General features: G+C 60.5%; 12 protein-coding genes. 6 read left to right on the top strand and 6 right to left on the bottom strand.

The genetic code is table 11. The annotated features are described in order from the left end of the window. Positions 1 to 49 precede the first annotated feature (49 nt). Positions 50 to 1,081 carry a 5-methylcytosine restriction system specificity protein McrC gene (locus EI290_RS13845; protein WP_185816998.1) on the bottom strand — a complete coding sequence of 344 codons (1,032 nt, stop codon included), beginning with the start codon at positions 1,079 to 1,081 and terminating at the stop codon, positions 50 to 52. Positions 1,082 to 1,166: 85 nt separating this feature from the next. Then, complete coding sequence (locus EI290_RS13840; RefSeq protein WP_125431422.1) at positions 1,167 to 2,471, bottom strand: AAA family ATPase; 1,305 nt, start codon at positions 2,469 to 2,471, stop codon at positions 1,167 to 1,169. Positions 2,472 to 2,687: 216 nt separating this feature from the next. On the opposite strand from EI290_RS13840, the gene EI290_RS13835 reads away from it, so the two are divergent. Beyond that, a complete protein-coding gene (locus EI290_RS13835) occupies positions 2,688 to 5,171 on the top strand; it encodes a M1 family metallopeptidase (protein WP_125431419.1) in 2,484 nt (827 codons plus the stop codon). Between the two features lie 260 nt (positions 5,172 to 5,431). Here EI290_RS13835 and EI290_RS13830 read toward each other — a convergent pair whose 3' ends face one another. Then, positions 5,432 to 7,531: a sigma 54-interacting transcriptional regulator gene (locus EI290_RS13830; RefSeq protein ID WP_125431416.1), complete on the bottom strand. Its 2,100-nt coding sequence runs from the start codon at positions 7,529 to 7,531 to the stop codon at positions 5,432 to 5,434. 230 nt (positions 7,532 to 7,761) lie between these two features. Here EI290_RS13830 and EI290_RS13825 point away from each other — a divergent pair, with 230 nt between their 5' ends. The 3 genes from EI290_RS13825 (at position 7,762) to EI290_RS13815 (ending at position 10,835) form a co-directional block, all read left to right on the top strand. Continuing rightward, positions 7,762 to 9,096 carry a TolC family protein gene (locus tag EI290_RS13825; protein WP_125431413.1) on the top strand — a complete coding sequence of 445 codons (1,335 nt, stop codon included), beginning with the start codon at positions 7,762 to 7,764 and terminating at the stop codon, positions 9,094 to 9,096. A gap of 124 nt (positions 9,097 to 9,220) precedes the next feature. Beyond that, on the top strand, positions 9,221 to 9,646 hold the full coding sequence (locus EI290_RS13820) for a universal stress protein (protein WP_125431410.1): 426 nt from the start codon (positions 9,221 to 9,223) through the stop codon (positions 9,644 to 9,646). Between the two features lie 85 nt (positions 9,647 to 9,731). Beyond that, positions 9,732 to 10,835: an HlyD family secretion protein gene (locus tag EI290_RS13815; protein ID WP_125431407.1), complete on the top strand. Its 1,104-nt coding sequence runs from the start codon at positions 9,732 to 9,734 to the stop codon at positions 10,833 to 10,835. Between the two features lie 66 nt (positions 10,836 to 10,901). On the opposite strand, the gene EI290_RS13810 is transcribed toward EI290_RS13815, so the two are convergent. Then, positions 10,902 to 11,291, bottom strand: a complete 390-nt coding sequence (locus EI290_RS13810) for a four helix bundle protein (RefSeq protein ID WP_125431404.1) — start codon at positions 11,289 to 11,291, stop codon at positions 10,902 to 10,904. An 80-nt stretch (positions 11,292 to 11,371) separates the two neighbouring features. On the opposite strand from EI290_RS13810, the gene EI290_RS13805 reads away from it, so the two are divergent. Next, entirely contained in the window at positions 11,372 to 12,943 is a 1,572-nt protein-coding gene (locus EI290_RS13805) for a DHA2 family efflux MFS transporter permease subunit (RefSeq protein WP_125431401.1), read from the top strand. 150 nt (positions 12,944 to 13,093) lie between these two features. Here EI290_RS13805 and EI290_RS13800 read toward each other — a convergent pair whose 3' ends face one another. Then, on the bottom strand, positions 13,094 to 14,131 hold the full coding sequence (locus EI290_RS13800) for a hypothetical protein (protein ID WP_125431398.1): 1,038 nt from the start codon (positions 14,129 to 14,131) through the stop codon (positions 13,094 to 13,096). Between the two features lie 140 nt (positions 14,132 to 14,271). Between EI290_RS13800 and EI290_RS13795 the strand changes: the two genes are divergently transcribed. Continuing rightward, entirely contained in the window at positions 14,272 to 15,693 is a 1,422-nt protein-coding gene (locus tag EI290_RS13795) for a hypothetical protein (RefSeq protein ID WP_125431395.1), read from the top strand. A 234-nt stretch (positions 15,694 to 15,927) separates the two neighbouring features. On the opposite strand, the gene EI290_RS13790 is transcribed toward EI290_RS13795, so the two are convergent. Further along, complete coding sequence (locus tag EI290_RS13790; protein ID WP_125431392.1) at positions 15,928 to 16,926, bottom strand: hypothetical protein; 999 nt, start codon at positions 16,924 to 16,926, stop codon at positions 15,928 to 15,930. Positions 16,927 to 16,982 lie beyond the last annotated feature (56 nt).

The raw sequence follows: 16,982 nt of genomic DNA, 5'->3' as shown, positions 1-16,982 counted from the left end.
TAGCGAGGCTGCATAAATGCAAAAAACACTCGGCTTTATTGCCGATTCGTTAAGCAGCCAATGCCAGCAGGGCGGCGGCAATCTGGGGCCAGGGCTGAGTTAGGTCCAGCGTGACGATACGAACCGGATGGCCCCCCAGCGAGTAGCGCACATCCAGGGCCTGGGTAGCGGCCGGATACAGCAGAATACCTTCCAGTTGCTGCCCGGGCAGTGCCGGCTGGTTCTGCAGATAGGCATATAGCTGGTACAGGTGCGGGGCAATCAGCTTTTGCTGATTATAGCGCTGGCGCAGGGCTGCCGCATAGTACTTGGTATCAAGGATAATTTTCCGCGTCGGACTTTCCAGGGTGGTATCCGTAATCATGGCGGGCAGCAGGTCCAGGCCGGTGGCGTCCTCGGCGGTAGCCTGCCACTGAATCGTTTCACTCAGCACCCGAAAGTGGCGCTGCTCCAGCCGGTAGAAGTTGCGCACAAACTGCTCGAACAGGCGGGCCATCAGCACCTCGTCGCGGCGAAAGTCGCGGAAGCGGCTGGTACCGGCTGCGTCGGGAGTGGGCAGGGCGCTTTGCTGAATCAGCTCGCATACGTTCAGCAGGAAAGCGGCAAGTCCGGTTGGGCGGTGCCGCCGCAGTGCCCGGAGGCCAGCGGCACTGGGCAGCTCCGGTAGCACCTCGGCCGGAAACCGGTGCACAAGGGCGCGTACCTCCTGGCGTAGCGCAGCGGGCAGGCTACGGGTGCGGGCAAGGAGCTGCAGCGTGCCCAGCAGCAAACGCGCCCCGGCCGTATTCGGGCCCAGCTCGTCGAAGGCGCACAGGGCCCGGCCTTGTTGGAGCAGGTTGCGGCGCAGGGTAGGGGTGAGTTGCAGGCGGCCCCGCAATTCCGTCAGCTCAGCCACGTGCTCCGTATAGGCCACGGGCAGGCCCTGGCGCAGCTGCCGGCGTGCCGCCACAAGCAGCACATGCGTGAGCAGCTCCAGGGGGCGGTGGAAGGCCTGTGGGTTCACTGCCTGGAGCTCCTGCTGGTCCGGCAGCCGGTTCCAGGCGTAGCAAAGCAGGTAGTACAGGTTTTGGATGGGAATCACCTGGACGGTTGAATGGGTAGACTGGTGAATGGGTAAATCAGCAAATGAGTTGGGCCCTGGCGCACCCATTCATCCAGGGCAATATTTACCCCAGCAGCTTTTTCTTCTGCTGGCTTGCTTTGGCCGGCTGATCGAGCCAGTAGTCTTCCAGCAGCGGGGCTATTTCCTGTTCCAGAATCAGCTGCAGCCAGGCCGGCGCATCGGTAGGGTGCAGGGGCGGCTGGCAGAAGTAGCTGTGGCCGATGCAGTACGCGGGCCCAAGCTCCGGGTCGTCGGTGATGACCTGGTTGAGGCCGGTGAGACGGGCCACCAAGCGGGCAATGGTGGCGGCCGGTACGCCCCGGGTCGCCAGAAACTGCTGCAAGGGCGGGCCAAATTCCGGAGCCAGCGCCACGTACGCAAACCGACGGCGCAGGGCATAGTCCAGGGGGGCTAGGCTCCGGTCGGCCAGATTCATGGTGCCAATGAAGTACACATTCTCCGGCACGAAAAAGGGGGCGCTGCCGGCCGGGGCATAGGGCAGGCGCACGGCCTGCGCGGGCCCGCGCTTATCGGCCTCCAGCAGGAGCAGCAGCTCCCCGAAAATACGGGCCACGTTGCCCCGGTTCAGCTCATCTATCAGCAGGAAGTAAGGCCGGTCCGGGTCCTGGGCAGCACGCTGGCAAAAGTTCAGCAGAATGCCGTTCTGAAGCTGGAAGGTGCCGTGGGCATCGGGCCGGAAACCCTGCACAAAATCTTCATAGCTGTAGCTGGGGTGAAACTGCACCAGCTCAATGCGGTGGGCATCGGTTGCCCCCAGCTCCAGCCAGGCCAGCCGCCGCGCCAGAAACGTTTTGCCCGTACCGGGTGGTCCCTGCAGAATCAGGTTGCGCCGCCGCTGCAAAGCGGCCCGGGCCGCCGCCAGCTGCCGCTCCGATACAAATAGCTCCTGCAGGGCCATTTCCTGGGTGTAGGGCTGGGGCGTCTGGTAGGTGCCGGCTGGTTCCTGCACGGCCGGCGGCGCCAGAGCAGCGGCCGGAGCACGAGCGGCCGTAGCGGCCCGCGCGGAACCGGTGTACAACTCCTGCATGGCATCCTGGGCAGCTACTTCCCCATCCAGAACCGGGGAACTGGCCAGGGTGGGACGCTTGGTGGTGATGGTAAAATCGAGGTGTTCCAGCACCTGGTTGGTGGGCGCCCCGGCGGGCAGGGGCCAAGTTGCAGCAGGCTGACCCAGCGCCAAGCGGTACGCCAGCTGTGCCACGGCCCGGGGAGCGTAGCGCTTCCCCCGGTATACCAGGTCATACACGGTACTTAGTGGCATACGTGGCCCTTCCTTATCGAGGTGGCGCAGGGCGCGGAGCACCTGCTCGCGGGTGAGCTGGGGAGGGTCGGGAAGGGAGGTGGCCATGCAGGTTAAATGTACGCGCAAAACCCGGGAAACGCCTGTTTAGCTCCCGCAGTTGTAGACAAACAGCAAACCCCTGAGAAATGCAGAACGAGGAAAATGCTATATAGAAGTTAATTTATTTTATACAGTACCTTGTTTTGCACAGTACCACTATATATGTTTGTAACGATGCTTTGCTACTGGGCATCAGGTTTCACTACTACCACTACCACCACTATGAACAAACTTCTCACCGTTGCCATTTGTGCGCTGAGCACAACGGCCCTGGCCCAACAAACACCCCCGGCTCCGGCCCCCGCAGAGCCCAAACCCTACCGCGCCTCCGCTACCAAAGTAAACGACCTGGTGCACACCAAGCTGGATGTGCGCTTTGATTATGCCAAGCGCTACCTCTATGGTAAGGAATGGGTTACGCTCAAGCCCCATGCGTACGCCACCGACTCGCTGCGGCTAGACGCCAAAGGCATGGATATCAGGAGTGTGGCCCTGGTAAGCGGGGAGCAGCTGCAGCCCCTGCAGTACGCCTACACCGACAATAACAACCTGCGCATTAACCTGGGTAAAACCATGGCCCCGGGTACCAGCTACGTGGTGTATATTGAGTACGTGGCCAAGCCCGATGAGCTGAAGGTAAAGGGTAGCGCGGCCATTTCCGATGCCAAGGGGCTGTACTTCATCAACCCCGACAGCACGGAGGCCGGCAAGCCCCGCCAGATCTGGACCCAGGGCGAGACGGAAGGCAGCTCCTGCTGGTTTCCAACCATTGACCGGCCCAATCAGAAAACCACTTCGGAAATCAGCCTGACGGTACCCAGCCGCTACGTGACGCTGAGCAACGGGGCCCTGGTGAGCCAGACGCCCGCCGGCGCTGGTTTGCGCACCGACACTTGGAAAATGGACCTGCCCCACGCCCCCTACCTGTTTATGCTGGCCGTGGGCGACTTCAAGATTACCAAGGACACCTGGCGGGGCAAGGAAGTGAGCTACTACCTGGAGCCTAAATACGCGCCTTTCGCCCGGCAGATTTTCGGCAACACCACCGATATGCTGGAGTTTTTCTCCAACCGCCTGGGCGTGGAGTTTCCGTGGAACAAATACGCCCAGGTGGTGGTGCGCGACTACGTGAGCGGGGCCATGGAAAATACCTCGGCCACCCTGCACGGCGAGTTCCTGCAGATGACGGACAAGCAGCTGCCGGACCGGGAGTACCAGACCGAATCCGTTATTGCCCACGAGCTGTTTCACCAGTGGTTTGGCGACTACGTAACGGCCGAAAGCTGGAGCAACCTGACGGTAAACGAGTCGTTTGCCGACTTCTCCGAGGGCCTCTACGCCGAGCATAAATACGGGGCCGACGTAGCCGATGCCCACAACCACCGTAACCTGCGCAGCTACCTGCGCAGCGCCCAGGATGCCCAGAAGCAGCTGGTGCGCTTCCACTACGCCGACAAGGAAGACATGTTTGACCTGGTGAGCTACCAGAAGGGTGGGGCCATCCTGGACATGCTGCGCACCTACCTCTCCGACGACGTGTTTTTTGCGGGCTTGAAAAAGTACCTCTCCGATAATGCCTTCGGCAATGGCGAAGCCCATCAGCTGCGCCTGGCTATGGAGGCCGTATCGGGCCAGGATCTGAACTGGTTTTTCGACCAGTGGTACTACGGCACCGGCCACCCCGTAGCCACCATCGACTACAGCTGGGACGCCGCCAAAAAAGTGCAGTCCGTGACCGTAAAGCAGACGCAGCCCGGCCAGGTGTTTCAATTGCCTTTTGCCATCGACTACTGGGTGAATGGCAAGCCTCAGCGCCAGCGCGTGCTGATGACCGGGGCCTCCCAGACCTTTACCATGCCGCTGGCTGCCAAGCCGGACCTGGTGGATGTGGATGCGGAGAAAACCCTGGTGTGGCAGCAGACGGATAATAAGCCCCTGGCCGAGTTTGCCTACCAGTACGCCCACGCCCCGCTCTATGTGGCCCGCCGCGAGGCTTTGGTAGCCGCTGCCGCCACCCAAACCACCGACCCCGCCGCCCTGAAGCTGCTGGTGGCCGGTTTGCGTGACAACTCATTCAACCTGCGCATGGTGGCAGCCGAGCGGCTGAAACTGGCCGATAAAGGTGTGGCGAAAGTAGCGGCCCCGGTGCTGCGCAAGCAGGCCGCCGCCGAGAAAGAGGTACACGCCCTGGCCTTCGAGCTGGCGGCGCTGGCCAAGCTGGCTGATAAGAAGGACGAAAAGCTATTCACGCAACAGCTGAGCAGCTCTTCCTACGCCGTGCAGGCCGCCGCCCTGAAAGCCCTGGCCGCCGTAAATCCGAAGCTGGCCCTGGCCAAGGCCCAGGCCCTGGAAAATACCGACGAAAACACCCTGGCCCAGGCCGTAGTGAGTGTGTATGCGGCCCAGGGCGGCGTGCCTCAGTGGTCCTACGTGCGGAATAAGTTTGATGCCGCAGCAGGTCAGGCTAAAGGCAATTACTTTGAAAGCATGGGCGCTATGCTAGCCCGCCTGAACGACCCCACCGCCTTTGCCGAAGATGTAGAGCGCATCAAAAGCCTGGCCATAACCTACAAGCGGTACGGGGCCGATGAGCCCGCCATTGCCATGATTCAGGGGGCGGTGAAAGCCCAGGCCGGTAGTGCCAGCGCCGCCACCAACCAGGCCGTAGCCGAAAAAGCCGTTGCCGAAATTCAGGCCGCCAAATAGGGTGTAACGGCCGCTTTTGCAGCTACACCAAGCCCTCTGAGCCAGGGCATGAGGACACGCATATTCATATAGAAAGAGCGTCATTCCGAGCGAAGCCGAGGAATCTCGCGTACTGACGTCAGGGTTACTGCCACAGCGTCAGCACGCGAGATTCCTCGGCTTCGCTCGGAATGACGCTTCCTTGAGGACAGTTTGCCACTTGTCCACACGCCCTGGCTCAGAAGGGCTGGTGTAGTTGAGCGTGGCAGCTGCTGACCTGGTTATTCACCAATTGTTACCGTCCGCTGAATACCCAGTTTTTTCATGCGCGCTTCCAGGGTTTTGGGGTTGATGTCGAGGAGCACGGCGGCACCGTTGGGGCCACTTACCCGGCCACCAGTGCGGCGCAGGGCCAGCATAATATGGTCACGCTCCTGCTCCTTCAGTGTCTTCACGGGGCCCGCTGTTTCTGCCAGCACCGGCGCGGCCTGGGCAGCAGCGGCAAACCCCTGGAACTCCAGGAAAGGGCCCTGGCTCACTATCACGGCCTGCTCTACCACGTGCTCCAACTCCCGCACATTGCCGGGCCAGCCGTACTGCTGCAAGGCCCGCAGGTCCCGCTCGCGCAGGCCCCGTACGGGCTTGCCCATTTGTTTGGTAAAGCGCTCCAGAAAGTAGCGCATCAGGGGTTCCACATCTTCGGGCCGCTCCCGCAGAGCTGGCAGCCGGATGGGAAACACGTTGAGGCGGTAGTACAAATCGGCGCGGAAACGGCCGGCGGCTACTTCCTCCTCCAGCACCCGGTTGGTAGCCGTAATTACCCGTACATCGGTCCGGATAACGCGGCGCCCCCCGATACGCTCAAACTCTTTTTCCTGCAGCACCCGCAGCAGCTTGGCCTGCAAATCCAGCGGCAGCTCGCCCACCTCATCCAGGAAAATAGTGCCGCCGTCGGCCAGCTCAAACTTCCCAATTCGCCGGTCGTGGGCTCCGGTAAAAGCCCCTTTCTCGTGCCCGAACAGCTCACTTTCTATAAGCTGTGCGGGCAAAGCGGCGCAGTTTATTTTGATGAGGGCCCGCTCTTTGCGCGGTGAAAGGTTGTGCAGGGCCCGGGCTACCAGTTCCTTGCCGGTGCCGGTTTCGCCGGTTATCAGCACGGTGGTATCGGTGGGGGCTACCTGCGCCAGGCGGGTATATACCTGCTGCATCACGGCGCTGCCGCCCACAAAATCGTCGAGGCGGGCGGCGGCCGTGGTGTTGATTTCGTCGATGAGGTAGGTGCGCTCCTGCTCCAGTTGGGCCCGCAGGGCGTCAATCTGCTCGAAGGCCAGCACGTTCTGAATAGCCAGCCGAATCTGGGGCACCAGCGTCTGAATCAGCTCCAGGTTTTCCTCGGTGAACCCAAAGGGCTCGTGGCTGGCCAGAATCAGAGCTACGGTGGTCTGCTCGCCGGTTTTGAGCGGAGTGCACAGCAACGACCGGGTGCCCCGCTCATCCCGGATGAAGCGCAGCAGCTCGTAACGCTGGGCCAGCGCCTCAAAATCGGGGCCCACGTAGATGCCCGGCGTCGCAAAAACTTCCAGCACGGCCTCCTGAGCGGCGGGCCAGTTGGGCAGCTGGTCATGGCGGTTTTCAGGCAGCAGGGCAAAGCTGCCGTCGGGCTGCCGGTTGAACTCAGCCAGGGCCCGTACCGGCGAGTCTGGTTTGCGCACCCGCACCCCAAAATAGTCGCAGGGCACTACGTGGCTGATTTCGGTAGCAATGGTGCGAAACAACTCCTCCCGCTCCTTAATGCTGAGCAGAGCATTGTTGAGAGCCAGCTGCATGGATTTTTCCTGCTCCCGCCGGGCCATGTCCTCGAAGGCCAGCGTGTTGGTAACAGCCACGGCTACCAGACTACCAATTTTCTCCAGCAGGTCGACATCCGTGGGCGAAAAATCCGGCCGCCGCCGCGCCACCAACGACATCAGCCCGATAAGGTGGCCCCCCGTGCGTAGCGGTACCACCACAAAGTAGCGCATACCTCGATCCAGCAAAGCGCAAAAGGGCAGGTACTGCGGGTAGGTTGCCAGCAGCTCCTCCAGGTTGTATTGGTGCAGGTGAGGCTGCCGTACAAACAGCTCAATGGGCGTACCTTCAATGGGCATCCGGCCCAGAGGTTTGTGCCCTGGCTGGTCGGGTAACAGCATTTCGCCCAGGTAGTCGCGCAGAAATACCCGGCGGTACTGATGCTCTACATCCAGGGTAAGAATGGTAATAGCATCGAACGGAAAAATCAGGCGAAGCTTCTCTGTTACGCTCCGGAATAGGTCCTCCTTGTTGCGTGTGGTGGCAATAGCCTCATTCAGATACAGTAGTAAGGAGTCGTCCTGGTCGGGCATGGCGGAAGCGTTGAATACAGGCTATTTTCCTCAAATATCAGGAGTGAATATGAGGATTTGCTGTTATATCAGGAATTGTGTGGAAGAGGGCGCAAACAATTTGGGGCGGAGTGGTAGCAAGTAATTAGTGTTTAGGGCTACTGGGGGCCGGTTTTAAGGCAGATTAAAATAATTTTAACGAGTTGGCACGGGGTTAGGTATAAGGCAGACACTCATAAGCCGTTGACCATATGCTTTTCCGACCACACTATTCCGTGCCACTACTCACAACCCTGGGGTTGTTGCTGGGTGGGGCGGTGCACGCGCAGGTGCCCATTGCCGCCGCTACTGCCGGCGACTCCCTGACGCTGGATACAACCGTTCGGGCGGTGCTGGATGCTAACCCGGCCATCAATGCCCTGCAGGAAGAAGTGAACCAGGCCCAGAGTCGCCTCGATGAAACCCGCACGTACCTGAAGCCGGTAGTAGATGGTACTGCCAGCTACACCCGCATCGACCCGGTAGTCAAAATTCCGCTGGGCGACGCTACGTTTCAGCTGGCTCCGGCCAACAACTACGATACCCACGTAACGGCTCGCTACACGGTGCTGGATTTCGGGCGGGCCAATGCGGCCATCAACGCGGCCAAATCCCGCGCCCTTACCGCCGCCGACCAAATCAATGTAACCCGCCGCGACTTGGCCTACGCCGCCGCTCAGAGCTACTACAGCATTCTGTTTGCCCGCGAAGCTATCCGGGTGCAGGATGCCCAGATTGCCTCCTTGCGGCAGCACCAGCGCGAAATGGAGAAGCGGGTGGAAGGGGGCGTAAGCACTAACTTCGACGTGACTACCACGCAGGTGCGCATTGCCCAGGCCCAGGACCGCAAAATTGACCTGCAGAGTCAGCTGCGCAACCAGGAAATTCAGCTGGCCCGCCTGCTGCACCGCCCCGAAAGCGCCGCAACGCCCGTACGGGGCCGCTTTGAATACAACCCCCAGTCCGTGGATGTAGCTGCCGCCCTGACCCGGGCCGCCGAAAACCGCCCGGAGGTAAAGCTGGCCAAGGATGCGGAGGAAACGGCGGCTTCCCAGCTGCGGGTAGCCGAAACCAGTAACAAACCCACCCTGAACCTGGTGGCCCAGGCCGGGGGCAAGAACGGGTACATTGTGCCCAATCTGGAGCGGTTTCGCTTTAACACGGTGGCCGGGGCCCAGCTCAGCATTCCAATTTACGACGGTGACCGGAACAAGTATCAGCGGGCCACGGCGCAGTCGGCTATAAAAGGAGCCCAGGCCCGCACCCAGGATACCCAGGAGCAGATACGCGCCGATGTGCTGCAGGCCGTGAACAACATGCAAACCAGCACCGCCCGCTACGACAACTCGCAGGTGCAGATTGCCCAGGCTACCGACGCGCTTACCCGCGCCAAAGCCCGCTACCGCTACGGGGTGGGCTCCAACCTCGATGTACTGGATGCCGAAACCCAGCTGGCACAGTCGCGCCTTTCGCGCCTGCAGTCCATCTATAACTACACCCTAGGCCAGTACCAGCTCCGCCGCGCCACCGGCGAGCAGATTTGGTAGCATCGGGTAAGCGGGTATGAAGGAAAGAGGGTAAAGGTTTTCAGGGGTCGACTTTGATTCCTTCCTCACTTCTCCTTCCGGACTCTTTCCCTCACACCCTACAACCCTCATACCCTAACTCCAGATGACCATCCTGTGCCCTGTTGACTTTTCTGCCGCTTCCGAGGCGGTAGTTACGTACTCGGCTGCGCTGGCGGCCGGTATCGGGGCCGAGCTCCGGCTGTTACATGTGCTGGAGCCGGAGCCCCGCCCCGCCGGGCTGCCCGCCCCCGATGTGGAGCTGGCCCGGCAGCTGGCCCGGTACCGGGAAGCGGCTCAGGCCATCGGCGCTCAGGTGAGTACTGCCGTTCTGGTAGGTAATGCCGCGCACGAAATTGTGGCCGAAGCGCACCGTCACCCGGCCGATATCATTGTAATTGGGGCGCACGGTCAAACCGGCCTCACCCGCTTTCTGATGGGCAGCACCGCCGAGACAGTAGTTCGGACCGCCTCCTGCGCCACGCTATTAGTGAAACCCGGACAGCCCCGGGCATACCGTCAATCAGCGTAATCTTCAAACATTCAGTTAGGTAGCTGCTTTTGGTAGCCGGCTGCCTGCTCTCCTCTCCTCAACTCCCGACAACGAACAACTTACTATGGCAACTCCCGTGCAACACGATCCGGCTGTAGCGCCCACCCAGGCTGCGGCGTACGAGCCAGCGGTGGAAGAACAAGAAGGTCGCTCCAAGCGGCCCATTATCCTCATCATTCTGGCCCTGGTACTGCTGGTGGGCGCGTATTTTGGCTGGCAGCGTTACCAGTTTGGCCAAACCCACGAAGAAACTGACGACGCTCAGGTAGAAGGCGACGTGTACCCGATTCTGCCCCGCGTGGCCGGCCCCGTGCTGGAAGTGAAGGTAGACGAAAACCAGCCGGTTAAAAAAGGCGACGTGCTGGTTACTATTGACCCCGCCGACCAGCAGCAGCGTGTGAATGCCGCGGAGGCCGCCCTAGCCGCCGCTCAGGCCAACGTAGTGGCCGCCCGCGCCGCTGTGGGCACGGCTGCGGCCACTGTAAGCACGGCTCAAACTACCATTGGAGTAAGTGAGGCCAACCGTGCGCGTTTGGAGAAAGACCTGAAGCGCAGCGAGTTTTTGCGCAAGGAGGATATCATTCCCCAGAGCGAGTACGACGCTGTGCAGGCCAACCTGAAATCGACCAGCGCCCAGCGCGCCACGGCGCAGCAGCAGGTGCGCGTGGCCCAGCAGCAGGTAACGGCCGCCCGCCAGCAGGTAGCCGTGGCGGAAGCCGTAGTAAAGCAGCGCCAGGCCGACCTGGATAATGCCAAGCTGCAGCTCAGCTATACCACCATTACAGCGCCCGGTACTGGTATTGTGAGCAAGAAAAACGTGCAGCCCGGCCAGGTAGTGGGTCCCAACCAGCAGCTGATGGGCATTGTAGCCAGCGGCAACACCTGGGTAATTGCCAACTTCAAGGAAACCCAGCTGGAAAACATGAAAGTGGGCCAGCCCGTGGAGGTAGAAGTAGATGCTTATCCCAATGAGGAGTTTCAGGGACACATCGAGTCGCTCTCGGCGGCCACCGGCGCCCGCTTCGCCCTGCTTCCTCCCGATAACGCCAGCGGCAACTTCGTAAAGGTGACCCAGCGTGTCCCCGTCAAAATCGTCCTCGACAAGGTTGACCCCGAGCACCCTCTGCGGGCCGGTATGAGCGTGACGGCGACGGTGAAGGTGAAATAGTGAGATGGTGAAGGGTGAAATTGTGAATTGTTCTAGCGGGCTTCCCTGACCTAACAACTTCACCCTTCACAATCTTGTCTTTGCCTTTTTGCGGATGCTGGCTAGGATAGATACGATTTCTTGGTACTCCTTTTCCAGATCTGCCAGACGCGGCTTGGCCATGATGCCTGCATCACCGAGGAGTTCCAGCCAGAACAGTGTTTCATCGGCCTCTTCCACGCAGATGCACAGCTTGGCATACCATTCGGCTGGTGAGCGGCCCCGGCAGGCAGCCCGAAAATTGGCTGCTACTGAAGTAGCGGAACGCAACAGTTGCTTGCCTAACACAGCGGCCTCACCCATGCGGGGCAGCTGCTGAAATAACCTGATTATTCGCAAAGACGCTTGTTTCGTTCGCACTCGGATGTCCTCGTTAAAAGACAGCTGAGCAGCTGATTGAGGTAGCTCGTCATTCATAACATGCTGTGGACTGAGAATAGCCGGTAAGCTACAAAAGCCGGTCATTTCACAACTTCACAACTTCACAATTTCACCGCATGGAAACCGGATTTACCAAGTGGATCATCGTCATTACAGTGGTGATGTGCTGCTTGCTGGAGCTCATTGATACCAGCATCGTGAATGTGGCCCTGACCCAGATGATGGGCAACCTCTCGGCCACGCAGCAGGAAGTCAGCTGGGTGGTGGCCTCCTACGGCATTGCCAACGTCATCGTCATTCCGATGACGGGCTTTCTGGCCGAGCAGTTCGGTCGCCGCAACTACTACCTGTTCTCGGTGGTGCTGTTTACCATTGCCTCCATGCTCTGCGGGCAAAGCACCAATATTTGGGAGCTGGTGGCCTTCCGCTTTATTCAGGGTATTGGCGGCGGGGCCCTTATGGCCACCTCCCAGGCCATCCTCATCGATACGTTTCCGCCCAAGCAACTGCCCCTGGGGCAGGCCCTGTTCGGCATGGGCGTGATTATCGGCCCCACCATCGGGCCCACACTCGGCGGCTGGATTGTGACCAACTACCAGTGGCCCTGGATTTTCTACGTAAACGTGCCGGTGGGTATTCTGGCTACTATTTTCACCGTGCTGTTCATCCGCGACCCGGAGCGCATCAAAAACGCCATTCCGCGCCCCCTGCGCGAAATTGACTGGCTGGGGATTTTCCTGCTGATTCTGGGCGTGGGCTCCCTGCAGCTGGTGCTGGAGCAGGGCGAAACCGAAGACTGGTTCGAGAGCCTGTACATCAACTTCTTCACCCTGATGTCGGTAGTCGGCGTGGTGGGCTTTATCTGGCGCGAGCTGACAGCCCGCCACCCTATCGTAGACCTGCGCGTGCTCACGCGCAGCCGCAATCTGGCCATCGGGGCGTTTCTGTCGTTTATTCTGGGGTTTGGGTTGTTTGCCTCGGTGTTTGTCTTCCCGATTTTCTGCCAGCGGATTCTGGGCTTCACGGCCGAGCAAACCGGCTACCTGCTGCTGCCGGGCGCCCTGCTCTCGGGCTTTATGATGCCGGTAGTGGGCAAGATGATTCAGAGCGGCGTGCCGCAGAAGTTTATCCTGCCGGTGGGCTTTGCTACTTTCTTCATCTTCTCGTACTGGATGAGCACCCAGATTTCGCCCACGGCCGGCGAGAGTGACTTTTTCTGGCCCCTGATTCTGCGCGGCTTCGGGCTGGCCCTGCTGTTTTTGCCCATTACCACTATGTCGCTCAGCGGCATCAGCGGTAAAGACGCGGGCCAGGCCGCCGGCCTCACCGGCATGATTCGCCAGCTTGGGGGCTCGTTTGGGGTGGCGCTGGTGGGCACTTACCTGGAGCGCTCCATTGCCCAGAACCGGGTGGGCATTGCCTCCCACGTGTCGCTCTACGACCCCGAAACCCAGCAGCGTCTGCAGGGCCTCACGGCCAGCTTCATGAGCAAAGGCGCCAGCCTGCTCGATGCCCAGCAGCAGGCCTACGCCGCCCTCAGCGGCATGATTATGAAGCAGACCTCCATTGTCACCTACGGCCAGACCTTCCTGATGATTGGCACTTTCTTCCTGCTCTGCCTGCCCCTGATTCTGCTGGTGCAGCGCCCCAAGCCCGGCGAGAAAGTAGACCTCAACGCCGCGCACTAAGTGGTGAAATTGTGGAGGGTGAAGTTGTGAAAAGCTGGTTTTGACCATATCATCACGCAAAAGCCCCGACCGTAGCTTACGGTCGGGGCTTTTGCGTGGTGCAATTCGGACAGATGTCATTTCACAACTTCACCCTTCACAATTTCACCGCTACTGATACTGAATGTACAGGGGCTTGGGGGTCAGCTCGGTTAACACCTCCTTGGGAGTCATGATGTGGTGGGGTTTGGGGCGGGCGTCGTACTCGTAGAATAGCTTGAAGCCCGTGTACTGCACCGGCTCGGTCTGGATGTAGTCGTGGTACGAGTCCTTTTTCAGGGTGGGCTCCCCGTGCCCGTCCATGTGCATTACTACCTGCACGCGCGGGTCCAGCTTGATGTTTTTGTAGTTGGTGAGCATCTTCCGGGTGAAACGGTGCACCGTCAGCACTTTGGGCGGCAGCTTGTTTTCGCTCACCAGCTTCGACAGATAGTTGATGGTCCAGTTCACGTCCTTAGCGTCCAGCGTGCCGATTTTCTGATTGGGACGTACGCCGGGCATCGTGGACAGCGAAAACTCCGGGTCGATGCCCAGGTGAATGTCGGGCTGTTTGAGGTATTGCTCCAGCTTGGGCACTTCTACCTGCAAAGTGCTGTGGCCAGGCTGCACGTCCAGAAACAGAATGCACTTATGCTCCCGGGCCCAGGAAATAACTTCCTCGATAGTGGCTTTGGAGTTCATCAGGCGCCACTTACCATCCTTGCCGGGCGTGCCCTGGGCCGTAATGGTGACGTTGTGCAGGGCCGGCTGCACCGGAATGGAGGGGTCGGCGGCCTGCCACTCCTTCAATACGCCCTCAAACTTGCGGAACATCTGCTCCTTCGGCTCCCGGCCCAGAATACCCATGCCCTTGGAGCGGATGTTGCCATAAAACGCAATAATGCGGTGGCCCGGCAGGATAGCGCCCGGCAGCTGCCCGTTCTTCTTGGCAATGGAGTCGGCCTTGAGCGAGTCGCGGCGCATGGCTTCCAGTTTCAGCTTCACCGTGTCTACCACAGCAGGCTTGGTGGTATCAGCTACGGCAGCCGGATTCTCAGTGTCAGTACCGGAGCGGGAGCCGCAGCCGGGAAGCGTGGTAAGAGTGAAGGCGAGGCCCAGGGAAGCCAGCGCGGGGGCCGTCAGGCGGGTGAAGGTCCGGAAATAAGACACTGAGTGGAAACAGGTTGAAGTCAGAAAACGCAGCGAAGGTACGGGTTTTCCCCCGACCCCTATTCGTAAATATTTCCGGGGCAACTGGCCGGAATCAGCGCCGAGGGCGCTATTTTTCGGAATCTATTCTTTGTAATATCATGTCATATTTGATTCGTGCCAGCGTGTTGCTGGGCACTGTGCTGGGGCTGGCACACGCTACACACGCCCAACAGGTAACGGTTGATAGTATTAAGCTGGCGCGCCTGGGTGGGCTGTATCTGCCAGCTTCCCATCGGGCCCTGATGTTTTCATTACAGCCCGAAACCGGCAATACCACCCGGCTCCGGCACTACGTGTTTGATGCCAGCCTGCGCCGCCGGGCCCGCCAGGATGTGTATCTGCCGGGGCGGGTAACCATGGTAAACGCCGCCACCAGCCGCCACCATTTGCTCTACCAGTTCCGGCGGCGCGGCACCGACTCCCTGCTGACCCTGGTAGTGGATACCACGGGCCGGGTGGTACACAAGCAGGCCGAGCGTCAGCGCGGCCTGCCCTGGCAGGAGCTGCGCGGTGCGCTGGCACCCCTGTCGGCAGGGTTTCTGACGGAAGAGCCCAGCCGCCGTCATGATAAAACCATGGTACGCTACCTAACCCCTGATTTGAAGCAACAGTGGGAGCATCGCTTTACCTCCACTCAAGGTAAAGTAGCCATTGAGCAGGCCGTGCTGGACAGCACCCACCTGTGGCTGGTGGTGAGCACCAATGCCCAAAGCCGCCGGGCCACGGCCAAAGCCTACTGCCTGGAGCTGGCCACCGGCCGGGTGCTGTGCCGTATGCCACTTGACTACAATAATGAGCGGCGGGTGCCGGGCGTGGGTGCCATGGGCCCCGGGCACAGCCTGCTGCTGGCGGGCTACACGTTTGCCGGCAACCGCCCCAGCCGCACTAGCACCGGCCAGCTGTTCTACACCCGCATCAACCCCGATAGTACCCGGCAGTTCGACCGGCGTATTGCTCTTTCGCAGGAAGCGCGGCTGCTTTCGGCCCAGGGCCGGAAAGTATTCTGGGAAGCGCTGCAGCCCGATGCGGCCGGCAACGTGCGGCTGGTGGGCGAAACCTACACCAGCACCTCGTTCGGCGGGCATATGGCCATTGCCATGGTTACGGCCTTTGCCACTCTGGGCATTGCCTACCTCAACACAACCACCCTGCGCCCCCGCGACGTAGTAACGCTGAAAATGATGGCCGATGGCCAGGTAGCCGAGGTACGGAGCCTGCCATTGCCTGAGGCGGGCAGCTACACCGTGGGTGGCTACCTGCAGGCCCGCCGCATGGCGGAGGCGGCGGCCCGGGCCGGCGTGTTCCGGCTGCGCGGCTTCACTCCCGACAGCAACCGCATTGTGCTTCGCTCGGCTCGCCGGGTGCTCACCTATGACCTGCGTACCGGCCAGCCGGTAACCGTGCGGGAGGTGCCTGCCAATGGATATTTTGACGTCTGGTTTGCGGAACAGAACCAGATGCTGCTCTACCACGAGCAGCGGATGCCCCAGCGCGTTACTCTGCAGCAGGCTGCTTATTGAGGCGGGAGTGGCTTGTGGAGTTCTGGTCACAGCCACCGCTGCGCCCCTGACGCAGTTGTATAAAAGGTAATAGGTTTCGAGCCGCCACGGGTGGGCATATTTGCTTACCCGTGGCGGCTCGAAACCTTTTGCCGACGTTTGCTCCGCGCACCTAGCACCCGCGTAATCAAGCCCGAACCAGTAGTCGGCTTCAACCCAAGCCCGTTAAACTCATCATCTCACCATTTCACCACCTCACTGATACTGCACGTACAGCGGGCTGGGTGAGAGGTTTACGACTTCCTGGGGCGTCATGAGGCGGGAGCCGGGGCGCTGGTCGTGGCGCAGGAACAGCTTGAAACCGGCATATTCCACGGGTTCCTTTTTGATGTATTTGCGGTAGGAGCTGCGCTTGATGCTGGGCGTACCCCAACCATCCATGTGCATTACAATTTGCACGCGCGGGTCCAGCCGGATGTTTTGGTAGTTGGTAACCATATCCTGGCGGAAGCGGTGTACCACCAGCACTTTCGGGGGCAGCTGGTTCTCGCTTACCAATCGGGCCAGGAAACTCCGGGCATAATTGATGTCGGTGGCATCAAACTCCCCCACCTCCGTACCGGGCCGCCGCCCCGATTTCATGGAAAACTCGGGGTCGATGCCCAAGTGTACGAAGGGCAGGCGCAGGTATTTGGCCAGAGGCGGCAGCTCGTGCTGCAGGTCCGAAAGGCCTACCTGCACATCCAGAAACACCAGCGTCTGGTGCTCCTGGCCCCACCGGATTACCCGCCGAATGGTACTGTCGGGCAAGGGTAGGCGGTATTTACCGTCGGCCCCGGAGTCGCGCTGGGCAATAACGGTAATCAGGTGCAGGGCGGGGCGTACTGGTAAGCTGTCGGCCTGCTGCCAGCGGGCAGTTTGCACGCGCAGGCGGCGCAGCATCTCATCTTTTGGGTACTGGCCCAGAATGCCCATGGTTTTGTACTGCGGGTTGCCATAGAACGCCACAATACGGCTGTCGGGCAACACGGCGCCTGGCAGCTGCCCGCCGGCCCGCGCCACGGAGTCGGCCCGCAGCGAGTCGCGGTGTATAAGGGTTGATTTCTGCCGGGCTACTTGGGCGGCACTAAGCTGTTGGGGTGCCTGCTCGCAGCCGGCCAGCATACTGCTCAGTAAAATCAGCCATCCAACCAGCCCCCAGCCAGCCCCCTTACCCGGAAAAATACGCACTTCCTGCTGCATTACATCACACATCAAGCAGCCAGACCAGCAAAAAACTGGTTGCCGCTACCCACTTATTTGCCCGCTAC

This window comes from Hymenobacter metallilatus (assembly GCF_003944705.1).
In the GTDB taxonomy this organism is placed as follows: Bacteria; Bacteroidota; Bacteroidia; order Cytophagales; family Hymenobacteraceae; genus Hymenobacter; species Hymenobacter metallilatus.
The sequence above is the reverse complement of the archived record's forward strand: the minus strand, read 5'-3'. Positions and strand labels throughout refer to the sequence as shown.

Coding starts and splice junctions, on each gene's coding strand:
- EI290_RS13815 (WP_125431407.1), top strand. CDS start 9,732: ATGGCAACTCCCGTGCAACACGATCCGGCTGTAGCGCCCACCCAGGCT.
- EI290_RS13790 (WP_125431392.1), bottom strand. CDS start 16,926: ATGTGTGATGTAATGCAGCAGGAAGTGCGTATTTTTCCGGGTAAGGGG.
- EI290_RS13840 (WP_125431422.1), bottom strand. CDS start 2,471: ATGGCCACCTCCCTTCCCGACCCTCCCCAGCTCACCCGCGAGCAGGTG.
- EI290_RS13795 (WP_125431395.1), top strand. CDS start 14,272: ATGTCATATTTGATTCGTGCCAGCGTGTTGCTGGGCACTGTGCTGGGG.
- EI290_RS13805 (WP_125431401.1), top strand. CDS start 11,372: ATGGAAACCGGATTTACCAAGTGGATCATCGTCATTACAGTGGTGATG.
- EI290_RS13810 (WP_125431404.1), bottom strand. CDS start 11,291: ATGAATGACGAGCTACCTCAATCAGCTGCTCAGCTGTCTTTTAACGAG.
- EI290_RS13835 (WP_125431419.1), top strand. CDS start 2,688: ATGAACAAACTTCTCACCGTTGCCATTTGTGCGCTGAGCACAACGGCC.
- EI290_RS13820 (WP_125431410.1), top strand. CDS start 9,221: ATGACCATCCTGTGCCCTGTTGACTTTTCTGCCGCTTCCGAGGCGGTA.
- EI290_RS13825 (WP_125431413.1), top strand. CDS start 7,762: ATGCTTTTCCGACCACACTATTCCGTGCCACTACTCACAACCCTGGGG.
- EI290_RS13830 (WP_125431416.1), bottom strand. CDS start 7,531: ATGCCCGACCAGGACGACTCCTTACTACTGTATCTGAATGAGGCTATT.